The sequence below is a fragment of the Microbispora sp. GKU 823 genome (assembly GCF_002027145.1).
Classification (GTDB): domain Bacteria; phylum Actinomycetota; class Actinomycetes; order Streptosporangiales; family Streptosporangiaceae; genus Microbispora; species Microbispora siamensis.
This window is the reverse complement of record NZ_MWJN01000084.1, coordinates 12,915-37,679: the sequence shown is the minus strand read 5'-3', so window position 1 is coordinate 37,679 and position 24,765 is coordinate 12,915. Positions and strand designations below refer to the sequence as shown.

19 protein-coding genes and 2 pseudogenes are annotated in these 24,765 nt (G+C 72.7%); 12 read left to right on the top strand and 9 right to left on the bottom strand.

Annotated elements, in window-relative coordinates; translation table 11 throughout:
• Positions 1-302, bottom strand: a 302-nt coding sequence (locus tag B1L11_RS32860; protein WP_143737722.1) for a response regulator transcription factor, incomplete at its 3' end; no start/stop codon positions are given.
• Positions 303-407: 105 nt separating this feature from the next.
• On the opposite strand from B1L11_RS32860, the gene B1L11_RS32855 reads away from it, so the two are divergent.
• Both B1L11_RS32855 and B1L11_RS32850 read left to right on the top strand, forming a co-directional pair.
• Complete coding sequence (locus B1L11_RS32855) at positions 408-1,277, top strand: universal stress protein (protein WP_079319248.1); 870 nt, start codon at positions 408-410, stop codon at positions 1,275-1,277.
• Positions 1,278-1,292: 15 nt separating this feature from the next.
• On the top strand, positions 1,293-2,303 hold the full coding sequence (locus tag B1L11_RS32850; RefSeq protein ID WP_079319247.1) for a lactonase family protein: 1,011 nt from the start codon (positions 1,293-1,295) through the stop codon (positions 2,301-2,303).
• Between the two features lie 4 nt (positions 2,304-2,307).
• Here B1L11_RS32850 and B1L11_RS32845 read toward each other — a convergent pair.
• From B1L11_RS32845 to B1L11_RS32835, 3 genes and pseudogenes are all read right to left on the bottom strand, one after another.
• Positions 2,308-3,056, bottom strand: a pseudogene (locus B1L11_RS32845) (SAM-dependent methyltransferase).
• A gap of 124 nt (positions 3,057-3,180) precedes the next feature.
• A complete protein-coding gene (locus B1L11_RS32840; RefSeq protein WP_079319246.1) occupies positions 3,181-3,996 on the bottom strand; it encodes a DUF4253 domain-containing protein in 816 nt (271 codons plus the stop codon).
• Positions 3,997-4,055: 59 nt separating this feature from the next.
• Positions 4,056-5,027 carry a LuxR C-terminal-related transcriptional regulator gene (locus tag B1L11_RS32835; protein ID WP_079319245.1) on the bottom strand — a complete coding sequence of 324 codons (972 nt, stop codon included), beginning with the start codon at positions 5,025-5,027 and terminating at the stop codon, positions 4,056-4,058.
• Positions 5,028-5,147: 120 nt separating this feature from the next.
• On the opposite strand from B1L11_RS32835, the gene B1L11_RS32830 reads away from it, so the two are divergent.
• The 3 genes from B1L11_RS32830 to B1L11_RS32820 are packed head-to-tail and all read left to right on the top strand — an operon-like array spanning position 5,148 to position 8,506.
• Positions 5,148-6,743 carry an ABC transporter substrate-binding protein gene (locus B1L11_RS32830; protein WP_143737720.1) on the top strand — a complete coding sequence of 532 codons (1,596 nt, stop codon included), beginning with the start codon at positions 5,148-5,150 and terminating at the stop codon, positions 6,741-6,743.
• Between the two features lie 7 nt (positions 6,744-6,750).
• Positions 6,751-7,680 (top strand): ABC transporter permease, encoded by a 930-nt coding sequence (locus tag B1L11_RS32825; protein WP_079319243.1) that lies wholly within the window; start codon positions 6,751-6,753, stop codon positions 7,678-7,680.
• Positions 7,667-8,506, top strand: a complete 840-nt coding sequence (locus B1L11_RS32820; protein WP_079319242.1) for an ABC transporter permease — start codon at positions 7,667-7,669, stop codon at positions 8,504-8,506. The genes B1L11_RS32825 and B1L11_RS32820 overlap by 14 nt, the downstream gene beginning before the upstream one ends.
• 139 nt (positions 8,507-8,645) lie before the next feature.
• Here B1L11_RS32820 and B1L11_RS32815 read toward each other — a convergent pair whose 3' ends face one another.
• From B1L11_RS32815 to B1L11_RS32805, 3 genes are read right to left on the bottom strand one after another with little or no spacing between them, the layout of a single operon-like run.
• Complete coding sequence (locus B1L11_RS32815) at positions 8,646-9,926, bottom strand: M20/M25/M40 family metallo-hydrolase (protein WP_079319241.1); 1,281 nt, start codon at positions 9,924-9,926, stop codon at positions 8,646-8,648.
• Complete coding sequence (locus B1L11_RS32810; RefSeq protein WP_256863083.1) at positions 9,923-11,764, bottom strand: prolyl oligopeptidase family serine peptidase; 1,842 nt, start codon at positions 11,762-11,764, stop codon at positions 9,923-9,925. Before B1L11_RS32810 ends, B1L11_RS32815 begins: the two co-directional genes overlap by 4 nt.
• Positions 11,761-12,882, bottom strand: coding sequence for a C39 family peptidase (locus B1L11_RS32805; RefSeq protein WP_239109220.1), 1,122 nt, complete (start codon positions 12,880-12,882; stop codon positions 11,761-11,763). The genes B1L11_RS32810 and B1L11_RS32805 overlap by 4 nt, the downstream gene beginning before the upstream one ends.
• 160 nt (positions 12,883-13,042) lie before the next feature.
• Between B1L11_RS32805 and B1L11_RS55405 the strand changes: the two are divergent.
• Positions 13,043-13,642 (top strand): annotated as a pseudogene (locus B1L11_RS55405) (alpha/beta hydrolase); the annotation flags it as partial.
• A 124-nt stretch (positions 13,643-13,766) separates the two neighbouring features.
• On the opposite strand, the gene B1L11_RS32795 reads toward B1L11_RS55405, so the two are convergent.
• A complete protein-coding gene (locus tag B1L11_RS32795) occupies positions 13,767-14,888 on the bottom strand; it encodes a DUF5925 domain-containing protein (RefSeq protein WP_079319239.1) in 1,122 nt (373 codons plus the stop codon).
• A 162-nt stretch (positions 14,889-15,050) separates the two neighbouring features.
• Between B1L11_RS32795 and B1L11_RS32790 the strand changes: the two genes are divergently transcribed.
• Positions 15,051-15,836 (top strand): N-acetylmuramoyl-L-alanine amidase, encoded by a 786-nt coding sequence (locus tag B1L11_RS32790; RefSeq protein ID WP_079319238.1) that lies wholly within the window; start codon positions 15,051-15,053, stop codon positions 15,834-15,836.
• 13 nt (positions 15,837-15,849) lie between these two features.
• On the opposite strand, the gene B1L11_RS32785 is transcribed toward B1L11_RS32790, so the two are convergent.
• Positions 15,850-17,640, bottom strand: a complete 1,791-nt coding sequence (locus B1L11_RS32785; protein WP_179155434.1) for a serine/threonine-protein kinase — start codon at positions 17,638-17,640, stop codon at positions 15,850-15,852.
• A gap of 110 nt (positions 17,641-17,750) precedes the next feature.
• On the opposite strand from B1L11_RS32785, the gene B1L11_RS32780 reads away from it, so the two are divergent.
• The 5 genes from B1L11_RS32780 (at position 17,751) to B1L11_RS32765 (ending at position 24,731) form a co-directional block, all read left to right on the top strand.
• Positions 17,751-19,583 carry a methylmalonyl-CoA mutase family protein gene (locus tag B1L11_RS32780; protein WP_079319236.1) on the top strand — a complete coding sequence of 611 codons (1,833 nt, stop codon included), beginning with the start codon at positions 17,751-17,753 and terminating at the stop codon, positions 19,581-19,583.
• On the top strand, positions 19,580-21,706 hold the full coding sequence (gene scpA / locus B1L11_RS32775) for a methylmalonyl-CoA mutase (protein WP_079319235.1): 2,127 nt from the start codon (positions 19,580-19,582) through the stop codon (positions 21,704-21,706). Before B1L11_RS32780 ends, scpA begins: the two co-directional genes overlap by 4 nt.
• Before the next feature lie 11 nt (positions 21,707-21,717).
• Complete coding sequence (gene meaB / locus B1L11_RS32770; RefSeq protein WP_372974753.1) at positions 21,718-22,707, top strand: methylmalonyl Co-A mutase-associated GTPase MeaB; 990 nt, start codon at positions 21,718-21,720, stop codon at positions 22,705-22,707.
• A 99-nt stretch (positions 22,708-22,806) separates the two neighbouring features.
• Positions 22,807-23,223, top strand: coding sequence for a hypothetical protein (locus B1L11_RS52490; RefSeq protein ID WP_256863082.1), 417 nt, complete (start codon positions 22,807-22,809; stop codon positions 23,221-23,223).
• On the top strand, positions 23,220-24,731 hold the full coding sequence (locus B1L11_RS32765; RefSeq protein WP_256863081.1) for a CehA/McbA family metallohydrolase: 1,512 nt from the start codon (positions 23,220-23,222) through the stop codon (positions 24,729-24,731). Before B1L11_RS52490 ends, B1L11_RS32765 begins: the two co-directional genes overlap by 4 nt.
• The last annotated feature ends 34 nt before the right edge of the window (positions 24,732-24,765 follow it).

Genomic DNA, 24,765 nt, shown 5'->3' with positions numbered 1-24,765 from the left:
TATCCGGCCGCCCCGGCCATGACCGCGTTGAACAGCGCCTCGTCGTCGGCGTAGGAGGTCAGCATCAGGCAGGCCAGGCCCGGTACCTTCGAGCGCACCTCACGGCAGACGTCCACCCCGTCGCCGTCGGGCAGGCGCACGTCGAGCACCGCCACATCCGGCTTCAGCGCGGGGATGCGGGCCACGGCCGACTCGGCCGTCCCCGCCTCGCCGACGACCTCGATGTCGTCCTCGGCGTCCAGCAACGCCGCCACACCACGCCGTACGACCTCGTGGTCGTCCACCAGGAACACCCGAATCATGTCTCTACGCTAAGCCGCGGGCGGGCCGAAGGTCCCACGGGCCGGTGTGCTCTGCTGGTGGCATGGGATGCGCTCTGCGCACGCGGCGCGGGCCGCGTGAGTGAGATGAAGCAGGAGATCGTGGTCGCCTACGACGGCACACGGCAGAGCCGGACCGCGATCGAGTGGGCGGCGGCGGAGTGCCGGGTCCGGCACCGTGCGGGCATGACGGTGTGCCAGGTGTGGGACGGTCCCGACCCGGAGCGCGTCGAGGCCGTCGCCGCCGAGGAGCGCCGCCTGGCGGGGCTGCGGCTGTCCGAGGGAGTACGGCTGGCCGAACGCCTGCTGCCGGGCCGGGAGATCCGTCCCGTGCTCGTGCGGGGAGACCCCAAGGACGTCCTGGTCGGCCTCAGCAGGAACGCGGCGATGCTGGTCCTGGGCCACCGGAGCGTGCGTGGGCTGGCCGGGCTGCTGCGCGGCTCGGTCAGCGCGTACGCGGCGGCGCACGCCGCCTGCCCGGTCGTCGTGGTCGGCGCGCCGGCGTCCGGGCCGCCCTCCGGCGGGGTGATGGTGGGGATCGACGCGGCGCGGCCGGCCGGTCCCGAGGCGGACTCCGCCCTGCGCTTCGCCGTGGAGGTCGCCCGCGGCAGGTCGCTGCCGCTGACCGCCGTGTACGCCACGAGAGGGCGTGAGCCGGAGGGCGAGCGGGCGCTGGCACGGATCGTCGAGCCGTGGCGGGCGCGCTGCCGCGGCCGGCCCAGGATCGAAACCAGGGTCGTCGAGGCGCCGCCGCTGCCCGCCCTCGCGGCGTGCGCCCGGGAGGCGTGGCTGCTGGTGCTGGGCGCCCACGGAGCCGGAAGCCACGGAGCCGGAAGCCACGGCGCTCGGGCCAGGCCGCTCGGTCCGGTCGGGCAGGGCCTGCTGCGGCGCGCCTCCTGCCCGGTCGCGGTCGTTCACCCGGTATGGCCGATACCATGCGATATCTCGATGATTTGATCCTTTGGAGGGCTGATGTCCCGACCCGGTCTGGTGATCGGCGGATACACCCCCGACACGGAGGGGTCGGGCCCCGGCCTGACGGTGGCCCGGGCGGAAGCGGACGGGCGGCTGGAGGCGGTGGCCGAGACGCCCGCGTCCGGGCCGTCGTTCGTCGTCGCCCACCCCCGGCTGCCGCTGCTGTACGCCGTGCTCGAACGCGCCGGGGACGGCGGTCTCGCGGTCTTCGCCGACGACCCCGCCCCCCGGCTGCTGGCCGAGCACTCCAGCGGCGGCTCGCTGCCGTGCCACCTGGCGCTCGACCCGGAGGGCCGGTGGCTGGCGATCGCCAACTACGGTGACGGGACCGTCACGGCCTACCGGCTGGGCGAGGACGGGATGCCCGAGCCCGGTCCGCTGACGTTCCGGCACGAGGGCCGCGGCCCCCACCCGGACCGGCAGGAGGGCCCGCACGCGCATCAGGCGGTCTTCGGCCCCGACGGCGTGCTGTACGTGACCGACCTCGGCACCGACGAGATGCGCCGCTTCCTGCCCGGCATGCGCCCGCACCCGGACGGCCCCGTACGGCTGGCCTCCGGCAGCGGCCCCCGGCACTTCCTGCACCACGAAGGCCACTGGTACGTCACCGGCGAGCTCGACGGCACCGTGCGCGTCTACGACGCCGAGTGGCGGGAGGCGGGCGTGGTGCGGGCGAGCGGCACCACGGGGGAGAGCGGGAGGGAGAGCGAGGGGGAGAACCTGCCCTCCCACATCGCGCTGTCGGCCGACGGCCGCCACCTGTACGTCGCCAACCGGGGGCCGGACACCCTGTCCGTCTTCGAGGTGGACGGGCCGCGCCTCACGATGGTGACCGAAGTGCCGTCGGGCGGAAGCTGGCCGCGCCACTTCGCGATCGACGGCGACCGCCTCTACGTCGCCAACCAGCGGTCCGATTCGGTCACCGTGCTGGCGCTCAAGGACGGGCTGCCCGAGCCGGCCGGTCAGGCGCTGGCCGTCGGCACCCCCTCGTGCGTACTCGTCCGGTAGGTCGTCACAGCACCCGGCCGACGCCGCCGACGATCCACACCCGCTGGGCCTGCCCGGTGCTCTGCGGGGCCTCCGGCCGCCACTGGCGGATGTAGACGAGGCCGGGGTCGACGAGTTCGGTGCCGTCGAAGAAGCGCAGCACCTTCTCCCGGTCCCTCGGCGCGTCGTCGGCCTGCGGCACGATCTGCCGGAACAGCTCGACGATCGGCCGGGCCAGCTCGGGACGGCTGTCGAAGACGGCGTGACCGACGGCGAGGTAGCTGCCCGGGGCCAGGTGGTCGCGCACGTGGGCCACGCACTTGTACGGCTCGACGGCGTCGGGGAGGTACTGCAGCCGGGCCGGGATCAGCACCCCGACCGGCTGCCCGAAGTCGATGAGCCGGAGCATCTCGGGGTCGGCCAGCATCTCCGCCGGGCGCAGGATAGAGCCGTCCACCACCCGGTGCCGGGGTTGCGGGCGAGCATGGCCCGCGCGTGGTTGAGCACCACCGGGTCGTCGTCGACGTACACCACGCGGGCGTCGGGCGCGAGCTCCTGGGCGACCTCGTGGGTGTTGCGCCGGGTCGGCAGCCCGGACGCCACGTTGAGGAACTGCCGCACGCCCTGGTCGATGAGGAAGCGCACCACCCGTTCCAGGAACTCGCGGGTGTCCACGGCCATCGTCTTGACCTCGGGCGCGATGGACATCAACCGCTCGGCGAACCTCCGGTCGGCGGCGAAGTTGTCCTTGCCCCCGAGCAGGTAGTCGCTCATCCGGGCGATGTTCGCGGTGCCGGTGTCGAGACCCGCCACCCTGGCGAGCCGTTCGCCCCCGCCCAGCTCCGTGCCGCCCAAACCGCCTCCCTTACTCACCATCGGTCCGCCGGTAATTATCGCGTCAATCCCACCAGAACGACCAGGCATTCTGGCCCACGATCTGTTCGGCGTAGTCGGCCAGCGTGCCCGGGCCCTGCAGAATGCTGTCCGGGCAGAAGGTCCAGTGCTCGGCCGCCACGTGCAGCGCGTGCGCGGGGGTGGCGGGCGGCGCGGCGACGCTGAGTTCCAGCGTGTTGAACCCCATGCCGACCACGCGCGCCCCGAACCGCTCCTCCCAGCTGCGCACGACGGCCGCCAGCGGCACGGTCCACTCGTTGTGGTGCAGCGCCCCCTGCCAGCCCATGGCGACCATGGCGTCGGCGCCGCGGTTCACCGCCGCGAGCCCCAGCGGCGTCATCCGCTCGGCCACCACGTCCGCGTACCAGTCGGCGACCACGTCGGGGTCGGCCACGAGCGCGGCGGGCGGCGCGATCCCCGGGCACTCGGCCCCGAACGGCGCGAGGTACGCCTCGTGGCCCAGCAGCAGGTCCTGCCACGCCTCGGCCATGAACCCGGCCGCGCTGTAGTAGTCGATCTGGTCGGGGGAGTCCGGCGCGATCTGCCCGGCCGACCAGGGCTGCACGCCGTCCTCGAGCAGCACCGGCCACAGGCCCGACCGGGGGTGCTCGGCGCGCAGCCGGGCCCACAGCCCGGCCGGCACCGGCTCGTCGCTCAGCCAGAACGAGGGACGGTGGTGGGTGCGCAGCTTGTCGTAGTCGGGGTCAGGCCACACGAGGGACCCGGACGGCAGGTCGACGGACAGCACCCGGCCGTCGCCGCCGTCGCCGAACAGCAGCTCCAGGCCCGTGGGGAGCCGCCGACGCTCGTGAACCGACATGCGCCAATAATGTCGGACCCGGCCTCGGCGCGTCCCGCGAGGGCGATCATTACGGGATGTCAGGGTATGTCGAGCCGGCAGAGCCCCTCGGCGAGAACCTTCGTGGTCAGGCGCGTACGGCTGTCGCAGCCCAGCTTGGCGAAGATGTGCTCCAGATGGGTGGTCACGGTGCGCACGCTCAGGACGAGCGCGGCGGCGATCTGCGGGTTGGAGTCGCCCTGCGCGACCCGGGTGAGCACCTCGATCTCCCGGGAGGTCAGGTCGTACGGCAGGGCGCACGGGCGCTCGGCGATGACCGCACCCTGGATGGAGCCGTGGAAGCCCACGCCGGCCCGGTGGAGGCGCAGCTCGCGCCACTGGCCGGTGCCGTCCAGCCACAGCCCCCGGCGCGACAGCTCGCGGGAGTCGATGAACGCCCTGGCCAGCTCCGCCATCGCCGGCTCGGCCGCGAGCGCCTCCGACGGGGGCCACCCGGCCACGTCCCTGCGCCGCCCGCCCCGTTCGTACGCCACGGCGTGGAAGCCGGGCGGCAGGCCGAGCGGGTCGATGACGCAGCGGGTCACGTCGGTGAGGTGGGCCAGGGCGGGGGAGACCGCGCTGATCACCGCGGGCGCCTCGGGCGGCAGGTCCTCCCGGGAGCTGACGTGCAGCAGCCCGGTGTAGCGCCCGCCGGTCAGGAACAGCGGCGTCGTGATCCCCGCGCGCCAGCCGTACGGCTCGAGGTGGCGGCGGAAGTAGCGCTCGGTGCCGGGGGAGCCCATGACGACGGGCGTGCGCAGCGACATGGCCCGCCGGTAGGCGTCCAGCCGGGCGTACTCCTCCGCGGCGTCGTCGTCCACCCGCGTGTACCCCGACGACACCAGCGACCGGTGCCGGCCGGTCGCCGGGTCGAACGCGACGAACTCGTAGGCCTCCACGGGGATGACCTCGCCCAGCGCGGTCATCGCCCCGTGCGCCCCCTGCCGGGCCACCTGGAAGCCCAGTTCGGCGACGGCGTGCAGGCTCCGCGCGCTGAGGCTGATTGCATCCATGGATCCTCCATGCTCAGCGTGCCGGGTAAAGGTTGCGCAAGGAATACGTAAAGTCTCCGATGCAGTCGGCGGCCCCGTTTCCTACCCTCACCCGCAACACGACGGAGAGGTGGAGGACCAGTGAGGGTCACGAGAAGCCGGGCGGCCGCCCTCGCTGTGGCGGCCATCATGCTGAGCGGCGGGTGCGGGGGAGGGTCGTCGTCGCAGGGCGGCGGCAAGGAGGCGAACGCGTTCTCGGTCGCGCTGACCGAACCCGATCATCTCACCCCGGGCAACACCTCCAGCGACTATTCGATCACGGTGCTGGACACGCTCTTCGAGACTCCGGTCTCCATCGACGCCGCCAGCGGCAAGCCCGTGATGCGGGCGGCCGAGTCGGTGACCAGCACCGACCAGAAGGTCTGGACGATCAAGTTCAAGGCGGGGCAGAAGTTCAGCAACGGCGAGCCGGTCACGGCGCAGAGCTTCGCCGACTCCTGGAACGCCACCGCCTACGGCCCGAACGGGTGGACCAACAACTACTACTTCGCCAACATCGAGGGCTACGACAAGCTCAACCCCGAGAAGGGCGACCCGTCCACGGACAAGATGAGCGGCCTCAAGGTGGTGGACGACACCACGCTCGAGGTGACGCTCACCGCGCCGTTCAGCCAGTTCCCGATCACGCTCGCCTACATCGCGTTCGCGCCGATGCCGAAGGCGGCGTTCAGCGATCTCAAGGCGTTCGACCAGGCCCCGGTCGGCAACGGGCCGTTCGTGCTCGACGGCGCCTGGGAGCACAACAAGCAGATCAAGATCAAGCGGTCCGCCTCGTACGCGGGCGAGCGCAAGCCCAAGGCGGACGGCGTCACCTTCAAGATCTACGCCAGCCGCGACACGGCGTGGACCGACCTGCGGGCCGGCCGGGTCGACCTGATGACGACGGTCCCGCCGGCCAGCACGGGCGAGGCCAAGAAGCTGCTCGGCGACCGCTTCGTGCAGACCCCCGACGGCACGATGGACTACCTGGGCTTCCCGACCTTCGACAAGCGGTTCGCCAACCCCGACCTGCGCAAGGCGTTCTCCATGGCCATCGACCGGCAGGCCATCGTGGACGCGGTCTACGACGGCGCGTTCAAGCCGATGGCGTCGCTGCTGGCGCCTCTGGTGCCCGGCTACCGGGAGAACGCCTGCGGCGAGGCGTGCACGTACGACCCGGCCAAGGCCAAGGCGCTGTTCGACAAGGCCGGCGGCTTCAGCGGCACGCTGACCCTGTGGTTCTCCAACGCCGACCCGAGCTACGAGCAGTGGATGACCGCCGTCGCCAACCAGCTGAAGCAGAACCTCGGCATCTCGGACATCAAGTTCCGCAAGATCCCGGCCGCCGACTACCTGTCGACCCTGCGCCAGCGCAAGGAGGACGGTCCGTACCGCAACAACTGGGTCATGGACTACCCGAGCCCCCAGGACTACCTCGAGTACATGTGGGGCGCGGGCAACCGGATGGGCTGGGAGAACAAGGAGTTCGACGACCTGATCAAGCAGGCGAACTCGGCGCCCAGCCTGGACGCGAGCCTGCCGCTCTACCAGAAGGCCGAGGACGTCGCGCTGGCCGAGATGCCGATGATCCCGCTGTGGAACTGGCAGAACCAGATCGGCTTCACCAGCCGGCTCAGCGGCGTCGACGTGAGCCCGTACGGCAAGAACCTGTACACGATCAGCGTGAAGCAGGGGTGACACGAGGGTGAGGTACGCCGCGCAGCGCCTGGCCCAGGCGATCCCGGTGTTCTTCGCGACCACCTTCCTGATCTACACGATGGTGTTCGCGCTGCCGGGTGACCCGATCCTGGCGCTCGCGGGCGACAAGCCGGTGCCCGCGCAGGTGCTCGCGGTCATGCGGGCCCGCTACCACCTGGACGACCCCCTGCTCGTCCAGTACGGCCGCTACATGCTCGGGGTGTTCCAGGGCGACCTGGGGGAGACCTTCACCGGCCAGCCGGTGAGCGAGCTCCTCCAGGACCGGTGGGCGGTCACCGCGCAGCTCGCGCTGACCGCCTGGGTCTTCGAGCTCGTCGTCGGCATCGGCCTCGGCGTCCTGGCCGGGCTGCGCCGCGGCGGGGCCGCCGACACGGCGGTCCTCGCCGGCACCACGTTCGTCATCGCGGTCCCGGTGTTCGTCGTCGGGTACACGGCCCAGATCGTGCTGGGCCTCAACCTGGGGCTGTTCCCGACGGCCGGGACCGAGGAGGGCTGGCCGGGCAGCTACCTGTTGCCCGGCATGGTCCTCGGCTCGTTCGGCCTGGCGTACGTGGCCAGGCTCACCCGCACCTCCCTCGTGGAGAACCTGCGCGCCGACTACGTCCGTACGGCGACCGCGAAGGGCCTGTCCCGGCGGCGGGTGGTGGGGCTGCACGCGCTGCGCAACTCGCTCATCCCGGTCGTGACCTACCTCGGCGTCGACTTCGGCAACCTCATGGCCGGGGCGGTCGTCACCGAGGGCATCTTCAACCTGCCCGGCATCGGCCAGCAGGTGTTCCAGTCCATCCAGCTCCAGGAGGGTCCCGTCGTCGTCGGCGTCGTCACCCTGCTCGTCATGATCTTCATTCTCGCCAACCTGGCCGTCGACCTGCTGTACGGCGTGCTCGACCCGAGGATCCGCCGTGCTCGCGCGTGACGCCTGGCTGGAACTGCGCGGCCGGGTGGTCTTCTGGTTCTCCACGGTCGTCCTGCTGGTGGCAGTGGCGATGGCGGCCTTCCCCGGGCTGTTCGCCCGCCTCGGCCCCAACGAGGCCTGCGACCTGCGCATGTCGAAGCACGGCCCGGCGAGCGGAGCGCTGTTCGGCTACGACCTGCAGGGCTGCGACTACTGGTCGCAGGTCGTGCACGGCACCCGGGCGTCCATCGTGGTCGGCGTCTCGGTCACCGTCTTCGCCATGGTGATCTCCATCGTGCTGGGGCTGGTGGGCGGCTACTACGGGGGCATCGCCGACGCGCTCATCTCCCGGCTCACCGACGTGTTCTTCGGCATCCCGTTCGTGCTGGGCGCGACCGTCGTGCTGGTCGCCTTCCCCGACCACGGGATATGGGCGATGACGCTGGTCCTCGTGCTGCTCGGCTGGACGACCATGACCCGGCTGATGCGCGGTCAGGTGATCGCCGTCAAGGACATGGACTTCGTCGCCGCGGCCCGCATGCTGGGCGCGAGCGACCGCAGGCTCATGGTGCGGCACATCCTGCCCAACTCCGTCGCGCCGGTCATCGTGGTGGCCATGCTCAACGTCGGGAACGTCATCGCGGGGGAGGCGACCCTCGACTATCTCGGCGTCGGCCTGCAGTACCCCGACGTGTCGTGGGGCCTGCAGCTGAACATCGCCCAGACGTTCTTCGCCGAGCACCCCCACCTGCTGGTCTTCCCCGCGCTGTTCCTCACCGCGACCGTGCTGAGCTTCCTCATGCTCGGCGACGTGGTGCGCGACGCCCTCGACCCCCGCCTGCGCTGAGGCTTCAGCTTGCGGCCTGCTGGAGGTGCCGGCGCTCATCGACGGCAGCCGTGGGCGTCTGGGCGGCCGACGACGCGCAGATGTCGCGGTCGCCGCGCATGCCGGCGTGGACCTGACCTTCTACCAGAACTGATCGCTTCTACGACGGCGTGACGAGCAGCCGGTCGAGGACGCGGACGCCGAACTCCAGGCCCTCGACCGGGACGCGCTCGTCGAGGCCGTGGAACATCCCGAAGTAATCGAGGTCCGGCGGCAGCAGCAGCGGCGCGAAGCCGTACCCCCTGATGCCGATCCTGGCGAACCACTTGGCGTCGGTGCCGCCGGTCATGACGTACGGCACCGGCCTGCCGGCGGGGTCCTCGGCGAGCAGGGCGGCGGTGAGCTCGTCGAACAGGCCCTCGGCGGGGGAGGAGACGGCCTCCTCGAAGCTGACGAACTCGCGGGTGACCTTCGGGCCGAGCAGCCGGTCGACGGTCTCCAGGAACTCGTCGCGCTGCCCCGGCAGGAACCGGCCGTCCACGTGGGCCTCGGCCGTGCCGGGGATCACGTTGACCTTGTATCCCGCGTCGAGCATGGTCGGGTTGGCCGAGTTGCGCAGCACACCCTTGAACAGGGCGGCCGCGCGGGGGATCCGCTCGATCTCCTCCTCCAGCCGGTCGACGTCGATCGGCCGGCCGAGCGCCCGCGACAGTTCGTCGATCAGCCGCGCCACCTCGGGCGTCAGCCGTACGGGCCAGGGGTGGTCGGCGAGGCGGGCGAGGGCCCGGGCCAGTTCGGCGACGGGGTTGTCCACGGCGGGCTTGGACCCGTGACCGGGCACGCCGCGGGCCGTCAGGCGCATCCAGGCGGTGCCGCGCTCCCCGACGGCCACGGGGTAGACGCGGACGTCGCCCTCATACCAGGAGAAGCCGCCGGACTCGCTGATCGCCTCCGTGCAGCCCTCGAACAGGTCGCGGTGCCGCTCGACCGCGTGGCCCGCGCCGTACTCGCCAGTGGACTCCTCGTCGGCGAGGAACGCCAGCACGAGGTCGCGCCTGGGGCGCACGCCCCTGCGCGCGTTCTCGCGGGCCCAGGCGAGGGTCATGGCGAGCGTGCCCTTCATGTCGACCGCGCCCCGGCCGTGCACGCAGCCGTCCTCGATCTCCCCGGAGAACGGGTGCGTACGCCATTCGGCGGGGTCGGCGGGCACGACGTCGAGGTGCCCGTGCAGGAGCAGCGCGTCGGGGCTGTCGCCGGGGATGCGGGCCACCACGCTGGTGCGGCGCGGCGCCGACTCGAACACCACCGGCTCGATGCCGACCTCGGAGAGCAGGGACGCCACGTATTCGGCGGCCCGGCGTTCGCCCGGCCCGTCGCCGGACCCGTCGTTGGTGGTGTCGATCCGCAGCAGTTCCGAGCAGATCGCCGCGACCTCGCTCACTGTGCTTCCCCCTTGTGGAGCGTCAGGGGCGGGACCTCGGGCGTCGGGAAGCCGAAGACGATCCCGTAGAACGCCAGCTCGGCCTCCAGGGCCCGGACGATGGTCTCCTCACGCCGCCACCCGTGCTGTTCCCCCTCGAACGTAAGGTACGCCCACCGGTGCCCGTGGCGGGCCAGCGCGGCGGCGAAGCGCTCCGACTGCGCCGGATCGACCACCTTGTCCTCCAGGCCGTGCAGGAGCAGGGCCGGGCCGGACGCCCGTTCGGCGTGCAGTTCCGGCGACCTGTCGAGGTAGCGCTGCCGGGTCTCGGGCAGCGGGCCGATCAGCCCGTCGAGGTAGCGCGACTCGAAGTCGTGCGTCTCCGCCGCCCAGTGTTCGGGGTCGGAGATGCCGTAGTGGGACACCGCGCCGCAGAAGACGTCGCTGTGGACGAGCGCGGCCATCGACGTCCAGCCGCCGGCGCTGCCGCCTCTGATCGCCACCTTCTCCGCCCGCCCGCTGTCCAGCAGCCACCGCGCCACCGTCTCGCAGTCGCGCACGTCGACCACGCCCCAGTTGTGGCGCAGCCGCTCGCGGTAGGCCCGGCCGTAGCCGGTGGAGCCGCCGTAGTTGACCTCGGCGACGCCGATCCCCCTGCTGGTGAAGTACGCGATCTCCAGGTCGAGCACCGGCGGGGCCGCACTCGTCGGCCCGCCGTGCACGAACACCACGTACGGCGCCGGCCCGTCGCCCGCCGGGGCGTACAGGTGCGCGTGGACCCCCTCGACGGTCACCGCCTCGGGCGTGGGCAGCTCGGCGTCCGCGGGCACCGGCTTGCCCGGGGACAGCACCTCGTGCGCGCCCGTGTCCAGGTGGACCCGCACCACCTCGGACGGCCGGTGGGGCGAGGCCGCGACGCCCACGACGTGGGAGCCCCGGGCCGACAGGGCGGGCGCCCAGTAGGTGTAGCCGCCGCCGACGTCCCTGATGGAACCCGTCGCCGCACCGGCCGGCACGGGGGTGTCGATGATTCCGAGCCGCCGCTCGTCGGCCGTGCCGTACACGGTGGCGATCCGCCCGTCCGTGACGGCGAAGAACGTGCCGCCGATCTTCCAGGTGGCGTCGCCGAACTCCAGCGGCACCGGGGTCAGGTCGCGGGTCGTGCCGTCCAGGCCGACGAGGTGGATGTTCCACCAGCCGGTGGGGTCGCTGACGGCGTACAGGCTCTCGTCGTCGCGCCACTCGGCCTGGCAGGTGGACGCACCGGACAGCAGGACGCGGTGGGGACCGCCGTCCACGGAGCCGACGCAGAGCTCGGTGGCGTCCCACGGCATGTCCGGATGGTTCCAGCCGATCCAGGCGAGCGACCGCCCGTCCGGCGAGACGCGCGGGTTCATCAGGAAATGATGGGTCTTCACCACGCTGCGCAGAGGGGAGCCGTCGAGCGGCACCGCGACGATGTCACGCTCACCGCTGCGGGCGTCGCCGCGCTCGCGCACGCACCACACCTCGTCGCCGTGGACGACGAGGTCGGCGTAGCGGGCGGGGCCCTCGGGGGTGAGCGGCACCGGCTCGCCCCCGGGGGAGCACAGGTAGATCCGGCCGTCCGCCCAGTTGGTGAACACCAGACGGCCCTCGTGCGCCCGCCAGGACCGCCCGCCGTACTCCATGACCCGGTTCCTGGCGTTCCAGCCCTGCGGGAGCACGTCCTCGATCACGCCGTCGGCCCTGCGCCGCACCACGCAGCGCCGGCCGCCCTCCCGCGGGCGCGGCTCGTCCCACCAGACCTCGTCTCCCGAGATCTCCACCCACAGCGGGCGGTCGTCCACCCGTGCGACGTCGACGGCCCGAATGGTCACCAGTTCCCCCCGGAGTCTGGAAGCGGAGTGCCGGGGGGATGCACGATGTGCGCGATCCCCCCGCTGCTCGTGGCGCGCAGCCAGACGCTCTCGAACGCCGCGCGGGGGTACACCCGCCGCACGCCCTCGTCGTCCGGCGCGGCCGGATCGTTCGCGATCACGTCGCCGTCCGCCGTGAACCCGGTGACGACCATGAGGTGCCCGCCGGTGGAGTAACCGGAGCCGGGCAGCTCGTGATCGCGGAACGCCTGAGAGGTGATCACCGGGATCCCGGCGGCGATGAACCGCTCCAGCTCGGCCAGCGAGCGCAGCCGCGTGACGAAGCCGTCCAGCCCGTAGCGACCGGCGTACGCGACGCCGAAGGGCCAGTTGCCGGTGCCCTGGTAGCTGTGGTCGTACATGTCGCGCGCGGCGTGGTCCACGGCCGGGCAGGGGTCGCCGGGAGTGACCCAGGCGAGATCGGCCGGGGCGGGCCCCAGCCCCCAGTAGCCCAGCACCATCGTGAACGACGCGGGGCTGCACCAGGATTCCCCGCCGCCGTCCCACTGCGGGTAGTGCCCCACGTGGACCTTCTGCGAACGCCGCGGCACGTCGAGCTCGACCGCCCGCAGCCCGGGCGGGCCGCCTCTGCCCGCCTGCCCCACCGCAGAGGCCATCACGGTGAGCGAACGCACGCCGCCGCCGCTGCCGTACAGGGTGGCGCGCACGCGGTAGGACGTGACGGGGCGGGCGGCGACGAAGGTGTCCACGGCGACGTCCCCGTCGGCGTCACCCTGCCCCGGCAGCGACGTGCGGTGGATGTCGGCGTCGGTCTCGGCCCACCGGCCCATGACGTACCACTTGGTCGGCTCGCCGGTGACGGTCCGCGCCTGGATCTCGATCTCCAGCCAGGCGCCGGGCGGCGCGGCGGCCGTCCACGACGGCACCAGTTCCGTGGCCGGGAAGCCGATCTCCCGCTCCGGGGACGTCCAGCGGAGGTAGGGCCACTCCCGCTCGCCGCCGGGCGCGAACGGGTCCAGATATTTCGCCGTCCCCGTCTCCCGGGCCTCGACGGACCACCGGTGGAGGACGACGGGGCTCACCTGGGGGCTCGGTCCGGCCGACAGCAGGGTGACCACCTCGCCGATTGTTGTTACCGCCCCGACCTGGCACATCGGATGGTTTACGTATCCGACACATGGGACGCTACGCCATCGGCGGCCGTGCTCGGTTCGTCCGCCCGGCCTGTGGTAGATCGGTAGGCGTGCCCACGCGCCGCCTCGCGAAAGGGGAACCGTCGTGCATGTCGTGTTCGTCCACGGAGCCTGCGTACGGGACGGGAAGTGGTGGTGGCACCGGGCCGCCGCCCTCCTCGAAACCGCGGGGGTGACCAGCAGCGCGCCGCCGCTGCCGAGCTGCGGGGAGACCGGGCTGCGGCCCGGTGCCGACGGGCCGTCCCTACCCGACGACGTCGGCGCGGTCCGCGCGCACCTCGAGTCCCTGGCCGGGCCCGTCGTGGTGGTGGCGCACAGCTACGGGGGCGTCGTCACGGCCGAGGCCGCTGCGGGGCTGCCGGAGGTGCGCCACCTGCTGTTCGTGACGAGCTTCCTGCCGGAGCCGGGAGAGAGCCTGGCGTCCTTCGGGGACGGCGCCCCTGCGCCCTATCTCGACTTCGGGACGGACGGGACGTTCGGGGTCCGCCCGGAGACGGCGACGCGGACCTTCCTGCAGGACTGCGACGAGGAGGCCGTCGCGGGGGCGCACGACCGCCTGGTGCGGCAGAGCGCCGCCGTCACCGTGCGGCCGGTCGGCGCCGCCGCCTGGAAGGAGATCGCCTCCACCTACCTCGTCTGCGCCCGTGACAACGGGACACCGCCGGCCGTGCAGCGCGCCCAGGCCGCGCGGGCGGGCCGGTGGTGGAGATCGACGCGGGCCACCACCCGTTCCTGTCCCGGCCGCGTGAGGTCGCCGACCTGGTCCTCGGCCTCCCCCAGAGCCAGAAGTAGGGAGATCAGAGGCAGGGTCAGAGGTAGAGGCCGGTGGCGGGGGCGGGTTCGGCGGCGACGGCCGGGCGGCCGTCCCGCAGGGCGAACAGCTCGGCCAGCGTGGCACCGCCAGGACCGGCGCCTTCGGCGCGGCCCAGCCACTCGGCCGCCTGCCCGGCGTCGAACCGGCCGACCTCGATCTGCGCCAGGCACCGCCCGGGCCGTACGACGGCCGGATGGAGCCTGCTGAGATCCTCGTTGGTCGTGATGGCCACGAGCACGTCCCTGCCCTGGCCGAGCAGCCCGTCGGTCAGGTTGAGCAGGCGTGACAGGCCCTGCCCCGTCGACTGCTTGGCCTCGGCGCGGATCAGTTCGTCGCAGTCCTCCAGGACGAGCAGCCGCCAGCGCGGCTCCTCGTCCTCGCCCGGGCCGTCCCAGCCGACGGCGACGTCCATGAGGTAGCCCGGGTCGTTGAACAGCAACTCGGGGTCGAGCACGCAGTCGACCTGGCACCAGGACGCCCACTCGCGCGCGAGCGTGCGCAGCAGCGTCGTCTTGCCGGTGCCGGGCGGGCCGTGCAGGAGGACCAGCCGGCCCGTCACATCGGCCGCGGTGGTCGCCATGAGGGCGTCCAGGCGACCTGCGGCGGCCGTGGGGTAGTTCCTCCTGATCTCCCGCCAGGAGGAGGTCGTGATGGGCTTGGCGGAGCGGTGCGGCCCGTGGCTCGACCGCCACCAGAAGCCCATCCGCACGTGGTCGGCGTCGGGAGCCGCCTCCTCCGCGTTCCTGGTCGCCTGCTCCAGGACGGACCCGGCCAGTTCCTCGCTCACGGCCGTGGCGGTGAGCGTCGCCGACCGGTTCGCGTTGCGGACCACCCGAAGCGTCCATCCCTCGCCCGCGATCAGCCGGGTCTCGTACCCGTCGGTGTGCTGGGCGACGCGCAGCAGCCGGCCGCCCTCGGCGGTCAGCGGGGCGTCGGCGCGTACCCTGCCGAGGCTGGTGGTGCGGGACCAGGGCTGCTCGCCGGTGGCGAACGGCGACAGCGCCATGGCGTCGATGACGTCGGCCGGGCTGTCGGTGTCGTCGAGCCAGATCCGCATCGGCACCGACGGCGGGGGCGTGGAGTGAGGAGAGAAGTCGACCTCCTTGACTACGGACATATTGTGATGATCTCGACGTACGACTCGCTCTGTCGAACGGATTTATGAGGCAATTCAGTTTGCTTGCCGTTTAAGTAGTTTCTTATGGGCAAAAAGCAGTACCTGCTGGGGCGTTACCGCTACGCTCGGTGTCCAGTCGTACGGTTTTCAACGGAGAGCACTGTGGCCATCGATCTCGTGTCCCGCGCTGAATGGGGCGCGCGTCCACCCAGGGGCTCGTACTCGTCGCTGTCCTCCACCCGGGGCGTGAAGGTCCACTACACCGGCGGCCGGGTGGACCCGGGCATCGTCACCGACCACGCCAAGTGCGTGGCCATGGTGAAGTCGATCCAGGACTTCCACATCGACGGCAACGGCTGGATCGACATCGGTTATTCGATGGTGGCTTGTCCGCATCGGAAGGTGTTCGTCGGGCGCGGGCCCGGACACCTGCCGGCCGCCAACGGCCCCGGCCTGAACTCCGGTCACTACGCCGTGCTCGGTCTCGTCGGCAACGCCGGCCTGGTCCAGCCGACCGACGGCATCCTGCACGCGATCCTGGACGCGGTGGAGTACCTGCGCGCCAAGGGCGGCGCGGGCAAGGAGATCAAGGGCCACCGCGACGGCTACTCCACCGACTGCCCCGGCGACCCGCTGTACGCCTGGATCAAGAAGGGCGCGCCGCGTCCCGGCACCACCCAGCCGCAGCCCGACCCCGAACCGGAGCCGGAACCGCAGCCCACGCAGAAGTGGCCCGGCCGCCTGCTCAGGTATCCGCCCGTGATGCGCGGCGACGACGTGCGCACCTGGCAGGCCCGGATGAAGGAGCTCGGCTACGACATCGTCGTGGACGGGGCGTACGGGCCGGACTCCCAGGACGTGTGCCGCAGATTCCAGAAGGACCGGCACCTCGACGTGGACGGCGTCGTCGGCCCCGACACCTGGAACGCCGCCTTCGCCACGTCTTAGGGAGCCCGAGACGTCACCAGGTGACGCCGGGGCTCTCCGCGCCGCCACCGAAGGCCGGCGCGCCCGTCTTCCTCCAGCGCTGCCGGACGTTGTGCTCGCCTCCGGTGCGCGGAGCCGTGGCGGTGAACGGACCGCAGGTGACGGTCGCGCCATCGCTCGAAGGGGAGACGCCCGAGCAGATGAAGGGCTGCGAGACGTTCACGTTCGCGGTGCTGTCGTACAACTGGATGTGGATGTCGGACCGCACGGAGCGGTCCCCCCTGATCCGGCCCATGAGATAGAACACGTCGCCCACCATGGCGAAGCAGGGCGACATCTCCGTGCCCGTGCTGGCGCCGACCGAGATCCAGGACCGGCATCGCCACTCGGGGCTCTGACGGGCGCGCGTGGCCTCGTCCGCGCCGCCATCGCCGGTCGCCCGGGCCTCCGGCCGCCGGGGCCGGGGAGACGTGGCGGCCTGCTGTGCGGCCGACGTCGACGGGCGCGGCCGGGCCGGCGTCGTGGAGACCGCCGCCCGGGGGGTGCGCGGCGCCCCTTCACGGGTGGGCCGATGCGACGGCTCGGCGGCCGGTGACGGCGTCGGCTTCGTCTTCCTACGCACGGACGGAGTGGAGGCGGGGGTTGCGTGCGGCGCCGCCGCCTTCGGTGCCGTCGTAACGCCGGCTCCGTCGCTCGCCCCCGACCGCCACGGGGACAGGACGGCCAGGACCGACGCGGTGAGCGCCAGGGCCGTGGCGCTCGTGACGACGACGACCGGGCGCCGCCGCGATCGCCGGCCCCGCTTCGACGCCCCGGTCGCCTCGCCCGAGGGCGGGGTGCCGGGAGCTGCTGCGGGACCTGTTGCTGGATCTGCTGTGGGATCTGCTGTGGGATCTGCGAGCCCCGGCTCCGCCGGGGGAACGGTTTCCGAGGTGGCCGACGGCGGATCCGACCACGCGATCGCCGGGAGGGCGGGCAGGCCGGTGAGCGACGGCGCCGCGGCCCGCAGCGCCGCCGCCACCTCCGCCGCGCCCGGGCGCCTGGCGGGATCCTTCGCGACGCAGGCCGAGACGACCCGCCACAGGGCGTCCGGCATCCCGGGCAGCCGCCGGGGCACGGCCGTCGCGTGCCGCCGCAGCACCACCATCGGGTGGTCGGCGACGAACGGAGGGCGCCCGGCGAGCAGTTCGTAGAGGATCAGCCCGATCGCGTACACGTCCACCGCCGTCGTGGGGGTGCCTCCCTCGGCCACTTCCGGAGCCAGGTACGTGGGCGTGCCGATGATCGAGGTGGTCTGGGTGAGACCCGGTCCGTGCAGAATGCGGGCCACACCGAAGTCGGTGAGCCGGACCCGGCCGGTGTTCTCCTCGACGAGGATGTTCCCCGGCTTGATGTCCCGGTGCACGACGCCCTCGGCGTGGGCGGCCCCCACGCCGTCGGCCACCTGGCCGAGCAGCGCGGCCGCCTCGGCCGGGGGCAGCGTGCCGCGCCGCTGGAGGAGGGTGCGGAGGTTCCGCCCTTCGACGAGGTCCATCACCAGGGCGAGACGCCGGCCCTCGACGACGAAGTCGCGGATGGCGACGATGTTGGGGTGACGCAGCGCCCGCATCACGTTGCGTTCCTGCACGAACCGCAGCACCAGGTCCTGGTCGTCGCCGAGGCCCTCGCGCAGCAGCTTCACCGCCACCGTCTCCCCGGTTTCCCGGTGCCGCGCCCGCCATACGGTTCCCATCGCCCCGGCGCCTATCTCGTCCAGCAACACGTAGCCGCTGCCCAGCGACGCCCCGGCCCCGTCCGCGTCCATCGTCCCAGCCCTCCCGTCCATGACCGGGATCACAATACTGAGGAAGATCACGGCCGCGCCCCGGGCTGCGTTGTCCACAGACCGGGACCCCGCGGCCCCGGACTTAAGCCGCTGCATTTAGCATCCGGTTCATGACGGTGCCGCCTGTTGAACTCGACGATCTCGCCGATCCCGCAGCGGGGTTCCCGCAGGCCACGCGGGAGCAGTGGAGGACGCTCGCGGCCGAGGTGCTGCGCAAATCCGGCTGGGACGGTTCGCCGGACGAGGCCGAGGCCGCCCTGACCACCACGACCTACGACGGGGTGGCGGTCGCCCCGCTGTACGACGCCGCCGACCTGCCGGCCGCGCCGGGAACGGCGCGCGCGGTGCGCGGCCCGGGCGCATGGGACCTGCGTCAGCGGCACGCCGACCCCGATCCGGCCGCGACCCGGGAGGCGATCCAGGCCGACCTGGAGAACGGCGTCACATCCCTGTGGCTCGACCTGAACGCGATCGACCCGGCCGCGCTGCCGGCCGTGCTCGACGGCGTCCTGCTCGACCTCGCTCCGGTCGTCCTCGACGCCGGCCCTCGTACGGCGGAAGCGGCGGAGGCGTTCCTGCGCCTGGCAGATGGGATGGCCGAGGGGGCGGCGCTGCCCGGGGGCAACCTGGGCGCCGACCCGATCGGGCTGGCCGCCCGCACCGGCGTGACCGTGGACACCGGCGTCGCCGTGGCGCTCGCCCGCCGCTGCGCGGCGGGGCACCCCGGGCTGCGGGCGATCACCGTCGACGCCCTGCCCTACCACGACGCGGGCGGCGCCGACGCCGAGGAGCTCGGCTGCTCGGTCGCGACCGGCGTCGCCTACCTGCGGGCGCTGACCGGCGCGGGCCTGACGGCCGAGCAGGCGTTCGGACAGCTCGAGTTCCGCTACGCCGCGACCGCCGACCAGTTCCTCACCATCGCCAAGCTCCGGGCCGCCCGGCGGCTGTGGGCGCGGGTCGCCGAGGTCACAGGGGTGGCGGGAGACCCCGGCAGGCAGCTTCAGCACGCGGTCACCTCGTCGGCGATGATGACCGTCAGGGATCCCTGGGTGAACATGCTGCGCACGACCGTGGCCTGCTTCGCGGCCGGGGTGGGCGGGGCGGACGCGGTGACCGTCCAGCCGTTCGACGCCTGCCTCGGGCTGCCCGACGCGTTCGCCCGGCGCATCGCCCGCAACACCCAGTCGCTGCTGGTGGAGGAGGCGAACGTCGCCCGGGTGGCCGACCCGGCCGGCGGCTCGTGGTACGTGGAACGGCTCACCGAAGACCTCGCCGCCCGGGCCTGGGAGTGGTTCCGGGAGATCGAGCGGGCCGGCGGCATGGCCGCCGCACTGGAGCGGCTGGTCCCCGAGCGGCTGGCGGCGACCAGGGCCAGGCGCGCGGACAACCTCGCCCACCGCCGCGACCCGATCACCGGGGTCAGCGAGTTCCCCGACCTGAAGGAGAGGCCGGTGTCCCGGCGGCCCGGCCCCGGGCTCGCCGCGACCTCCGCCAGTGTGTCCGGTGGGGGACTGCCGGTGATGCGCTACGCCGAGGACTTCGAGGCGCTGCGCGACCTCGCCGACGCCCAGCCGAGCCGGCCCACGGTGTTCCTCGCCACGATCGGGCCGGTCGCCGCGCACACCGCGAGGGCGACCTTCGCCGCCAACCTGTTCGCGGCGGGCGGCGTCGCGACCGTCACCAGCGGCCCGGGCACCGACCCGGCCGCCATCGCCGCGGCCTTCCGCGACTGCGGCACCCCCGTGGCCTGCCTGTGCTCCAGCGACCGGCTCTACGGCGAGCACGCCGCGGCGGTCGCCGCGGCGTTGCGGGAGGCCGGGGCGCGCAAGGTCTGGCTGGCCGGGAAGGGGGAGTATGAGGGCGTGGACGCCATCCTGTACGCCGGGTGCGACGCGCTCGGGGTGCTTCGCGCGACGTTCGACGATCTGGGAGTGAGCCGATGATTCCGGATTTCTCGGAGATTGACCTGGGGTCGGGCGCCGCGGCGGCGGACATCCCCGGCGGCCCGGCCTGGGAGACGCCCGAGGGCATCGCGGTCAAGCCGTTCTACACGGCGGCCGACCTGGAGGACGGACCGTCCCTCGAGACCTACCCGGGCGTCGCGCCCTTCCTGCGCGGCCCCTACCCGACGATGTACGTCACCCAGCCGTGGACCATCCGGCAGTACGCCGGGTTCTCCACGGCCGAGGAGTCCAACGCGTTCTACCGGCGCAACCTGGCGGCCGGGCAGAAGGGCCTGTCGGTCGCCTTCGACCTCGCCACCCACCGGGGCTACGACTCCGACCACCCCCGTGTCGCCGGCGACGTCGGCATGGCGGGCGTGGCGATCGACTCGATCTACGACATGCGGCAGTTGTTCGACGGGATCCCGCTCGACCGGATGAGCGTGTCGATGACGATGAACGGCGCGGTGCTGCCGATCCTGGCGCTCTACATCGTCGCGGCCGAGGAGCAGGGCGTCACGCCCGACAAGCTGGCGGGGACCATCCAGAACGACATCCTCAAGGAGTTCATGGTCCGCAACACCTACATCTACCCGCCGGACCCGTCGATGCGGATCATCTCCGACATCTTCGAGTACACCTCCAAGAAGATGCCGAAGTTCAACTCCATCTCGATCTCCGGCTACCACATCCAGGAGGCCGGGGCCACCTGCGACCTGGAGCTCGCCTACACGCTGGCCGACGGGCTGGAGTACCTGCGCGCCGGGATGCAGGCCGGGCTCGACATCGACGCGTTCGCGCCGCGCCTGTCGTTCTTCTGGTGCATCGGCATGAACTTCTTCATGGAGGTCGCCAAGCTCCGCGCCGCCCGGCTGCTGTGGGCCCGCCTGGTCAAGGGCTTCGGCCCGCGCAATCCCAAGTCGCTGTCGCTGCGCACGCACAGCCAGACCTCCGGATGGTCGCTGACCGCGCAGGACGTGTTCAACAACGTCGTACGGACCTGCGTCGAGGCGATGGCGGCCACCCAGGGGCACACCCAGTCGCTGCACACCAACGCCCTGGACGAGGCGCTCGCGCTGCCGACCGACTTCTCGGCGCGGATCGCCCGCAACACCCAGCTTCTGCTCCAGCAGGAGTCGGGCACCTGCCGGGTGATCGACCCGTGGGGCGGCTCCTACTACGTCGAGCGGCTGACCCGGGAACTGGCGCGGGCGGCCTGGGGCCACATCCAGGAGGTCGAGCGGGCCGGCGGCATGGCCCGGGCCATCGACCAGGGGCTGCCCAAGATGCGCATCGAGGAGGCGGCGGCCCGCACCCAGGCCCGCATCGACTCCGGCAGGCAGCCGGTGATCGGCGTCAACAAGTACCGCCCCGAGGCCGACGAGCCGATCGAGGTGCTCAAGGTCGACAACACGGCCGTGCGTAACCAGCAGATCGACAAGCTCCGCAGGCTGCGGGAGGAGCGCTCGGCCGACGCCGTCAACGAGGCGCTGGAGGCGCTGACGAAGGGTGCGGCCGGCGGGGAGAACCTGCTGGAGCTCGCGGTGAACGCCGCCAGGGCCAAGGCCACGGTCGGGGAGATCTCCGACGCGCTGGAGAAGGTCTTCGGACGGCACGCCGCGCAGATCCGTACGATATCGGGCGTGTACCGCGCGGAGGTGGGCGGCGCCGCGGACCGGGTCCGGGAGGCGTGCGCGCAGTTCGAGAAGGCGGAGGGCCGCCGGCCCCGGATCCTCGTCGCGAAGATGGGCCAGGACGGCCACGACCGGGGCCAGAAGGTGATCGCGAGCGGCTTCGCCGACCTCGGCTTCGACGTCGACGTCGGCCCGCTGTTCCAGACGCCCGAGGAGGTCGCCCGGCAGGCCGTCGAGGCCGACGTGCACGTGGTCGGGGTCTCCTCGCTGGCGGCCGGGCACATGACGCTGGTGCCCGCGCTGCGGCAGGCGCTCGCCGACCTCGGCGCGGAGGACATCATGATCGTCGTCGGCGGCGTGATCCCGCCGGGCGACGTCGCGGAGCTGCGGGCCGCGGGCGCCTCGGCGATCTTCCTGCCCGGCACGGTGATCGCCGACGCCGCCCTGGAACTGCTGCGCGAGCTGTCCGCCCGGCTGGGTCACAGGTGATCGCATCGGTGATCGAGGACTACGTCAAGGGCGTGCTGTCGGGCGACCGGCGGTGGACCGCCCGGGCGATCACGCTGGTGGAGTCGACCAGGGCCGACCATCGGGAGATGGCGCAGCGGCTGCTGGTCGAGCTCACCCCGCACGCCGGCAAGGCCCGCAGGGTGGGTGTGTCCGGGGTGCCCGGGGTCGGCAAGTCGACCTTCATCGAGGCGCTCGGCACCCATCTCACCGGGCAGGGTCACCGGGTGGCCGTGCTGGCCGTGGACCCCTCGTCGCGACGCTCGGGCGGCAGCATCCTGGGGGACAAGACCCGGATGGCCAGGCTGTCGGCCGATCCCAACGCCTTCATCCGGCCGTCCCCAACGGCCGGGACGCTCGGCGGCGTGGCGAAGGCCACCCGGGAGGCCATCGTCGTCGTGGAGGCGGCGGGCTACGACATCGTGCTCGTCGAGACGGTCGGGGTCGGCCAGTCGGAGACCGCGGTCGCCGACATGGTCGACACCTTCCTCCTGCTCACCCTCGCCCGCACCGGTGACCAGCTCCAGGGCATCAAGAAGGGCGTGCTGGAGCTGGCCGACGTCATCGCGGTCAACAAGGCCGACGGCGAGCACGAGATGGCCGCGCGCAAGGCGGCGCGGGAGCTGTCCGGGGCGCTGCGGCTGCTGCGCTCGGCCACGCCCGTGCTGACCTGCAGCGGCCTAACCGGCGCCGGGCTGGAGGAGCTGTGGGCGCACGTCGTGCGCCACCAGGAGGGCGCGGACCTCGCCGCCAGGCGCAGCCGCCAGCAGGTCGAGTGGACGTGGGCGCTGGTCAGGGAGCGACTGCTGGCCATGCTCCGCGACGCCACCGGGGAGATCGCGCCGGAGATCGAACGGCAGGTCCTCGACGGCACCCTCACCCCGGCGCTGGCCGCCGACCGCATCCTGGCGGCCTTCCTGCCCGCCGAAGACCAGGCGGACGCCTCTCATGACACCCGGGGGATCACCTTTCCTCCCGGGTGAGAAAGATCGCTACCCGTGTGACCGGGAATGCACTGTTGCACGTTTTCCCCAGTCGAAACCGTGCCACCATGTGGCCGCTTTCGATTACGGGGAGGTGCGATGAACCACGATCCGATGATGCCACCGCAGGTGGAGCGCGCTCTGCGGGAGTATCGCGCGTTACTGTCCGCACACGGGATCACCTGGGGTGAGCCGCCGCTGGGATACGTCCGGATGATGCCGTTCCTCCGGTTTCCGCAGGAGGCCGACCGGATGAGCATCACGCCGGACCTCGACGCGGAGTTCCGCGACACGCTGGACGGCGAGGTCCCCCGGGGCCTGGTGGCGCTGCGGCTGACCATGGACGGTCACCGGCTGAAGCACCGCCTGGAGCACGGTCCGGCCCGGCCGCTGCTGTCGCCGGGGCCGGTGCCCGTCATCCTGCTGGTCGACTCCGCGCTGCCGCACCCGGTGGAGGTGACCGCCGACGGCGTGCCGTACGGGATCGTGGCGGGCGGGCCAAGCTCCTCGACGTGACGACCGCGACCGTGCTCACGGTGGACGGCGAGCCGGTGGACCTGTCGGGGCTGGCCCGGCCCGCGTCGGCCGCGCGACTGCGGTTGCGCGCGGGCTTCCCGTGCCGGTGGAGCGTCACGTCGGCGGACGGCCAGGGGTGGTATCCGGAGGGGGTGCCGGAACGGCGCGACAACGACGACAGGCCGTTCTTCCACGGCGACGACATCGTGCTCGCCGTGCCCTGCGAGCCGGTCACGATCCGGGTCTCGCGCGGCATGGAGTACGGCGTCGCCGAGACGACGGTCGTCCCCAGGACGGGGGAGGAGACGCTGGTCGGGCTCGCGCCGCAGCGGCTGTACGACGCCGCCGCCCGCGGCTGGTACGGCGCCGACCTGCATGTCCACATGAACTGGGCGGGCGACCTGGTCGCCGTCCCTGCGGAGGCGGCCGCCGCGCAGCTCGGCGAGGACCTGCACGTGCTCAACCTCGTCGCCGGGAACGTCGCGGGCGACCGGGTCTACGACCGGGAGGCGCTCCAGCACTGGGCCGGGCGCGACCTGCCGTGGTCGGACGCCGGGCACGTGGCCCGGATGGGCGTGGAGTATCGCAACGACCTGTTCGGGCACGTCCACGTCTTCGGGGTGGCCGCGCCGCCCGCCGTCTACCACACGGGCTTCGGCGCGGACGCCGACTGGCCGCCCAACGCGGCGGTCTGCGGCGACCTGCGGGAGCCGCGCGCGGTGCTCGGGTACGCCCACCCCTTCCACGGCCCGGTCTCCTCCCCCGAGGACGTGGCCGCGAACGGGACCAGGAACTGCACCGGCCGCGCCCTGGTGGTGGACGCCGCGCTCGGCCTGGTCGACGGGGTGGAGGTGCTGCACTTCAGCGACCTGTCGTCCGCGCCGGGGACCGCCGAGGTCTACCGGAGGCTGGTCGGGGCGGGCAACCGGCTGGCCGCGCTCGCCGGGACCGACACCATGCTGTCGTTCACCCGCCAGGACACGGTCTCCAGCCCGCCGGGCTGGGAGCGCGTCTACGCGCGCGTGGACGGGCCGCTCAGCGCCGAGTCGTTCGCCGAGGCCGTACGGCGGGGCCGCACGTTCGCCACCACCGGCCCCTGGCTGGAGCTCACGGTGGACGGCCTGGGTCCGGGGGAGACGCTCGACCTGGAGGGGGGCGAGACGGTCGCGATCCGGGCGCGGGCGTCGGGCCTGAGGTGGAGCACATCGAGATCAGGACGGCGGCCGGCGTGCTCGCCGAGGGGCCCGGCCACGAGATCACCGCGTCGCTGTCCGCGGCGGACGCCACCTACGTGGTCGCCGTGGTCCGCGGCGGCCCCCATGCGCGCTCCCCGCGCGGGCGCGCCTACGCCCACACCAGCCCGGTCTACCTGGACGTGCGGGGGCGGCACGTGGCCAGGGAGGAGGACGTGCGCTGGTGCCTGCGGTGGCTCGACCTGCTCGACGAGCTGGTCAGGGTCCGGGCCCGCCTGCGGACCCGGGCCCAGTTGCGCGACCACCTCGACCTGATCGAGAAGGCCAGGGCGGTGTACGAGTCGCGGTT

Bases quoted from the DNA above. Each gene is read 5' to 3' on its own strand.
- B1L11_RS32785 (WP_179155434.1), bottom strand. From the start codon at position 17,640: ATGGACGGGAGGGCTGGGACGATGGACGCGGACGGGGCCGGGGCGTCG.
- B1L11_RS52490 (WP_256863082.1), top strand. From the start codon at position 22,807: ATGAACCACGATCCGATGATGCCACCGCAGGTGGAGCGCGCTCTGCGG.
- B1L11_RS32780 (WP_079319236.1), top strand. From the start codon at position 17,751: ATGACGGTGCCGCCTGTTGAACTCGACGATCTCGCCGATCCCGCAGCG.
- scpA (WP_079319235.1), top strand. From the start codon at position 19,580: ATGATTCCGGATTTCTCGGAGATTGACCTGGGGTCGGGCGCCGCGGCG.
- B1L11_RS32835 (WP_079319245.1), bottom strand. From the start codon at position 5,027: ATGGATGCAATCAGCCTCAGCGCGCGGAGCCTGCACGCCGTCGCCGAA.
- B1L11_RS32855 (WP_079319248.1), top strand. From the start codon at position 408: ATGAAGCAGGAGATCGTGGTCGCCTACGACGGCACACGGCAGAGCCGG.
- B1L11_RS32850 (WP_079319247.1), top strand. From the start codon at position 1,293: ATGTCCCGACCCGGTCTGGTGATCGGCGGATACACCCCCGACACGGAG.
- B1L11_RS32840 (WP_079319246.1), bottom strand. From the start codon at position 3,996: ATGTCGGTTCACGAGCGTCGGCGGCTCCCCACGGGCCTGGAGCTGCTG.
- B1L11_RS32795 (WP_079319239.1), bottom strand. From the start codon at position 14,888: ATGTCCGTAGTCAAGGAGGTCGACTTCTCTCCTCACTCCACGCCCCCG.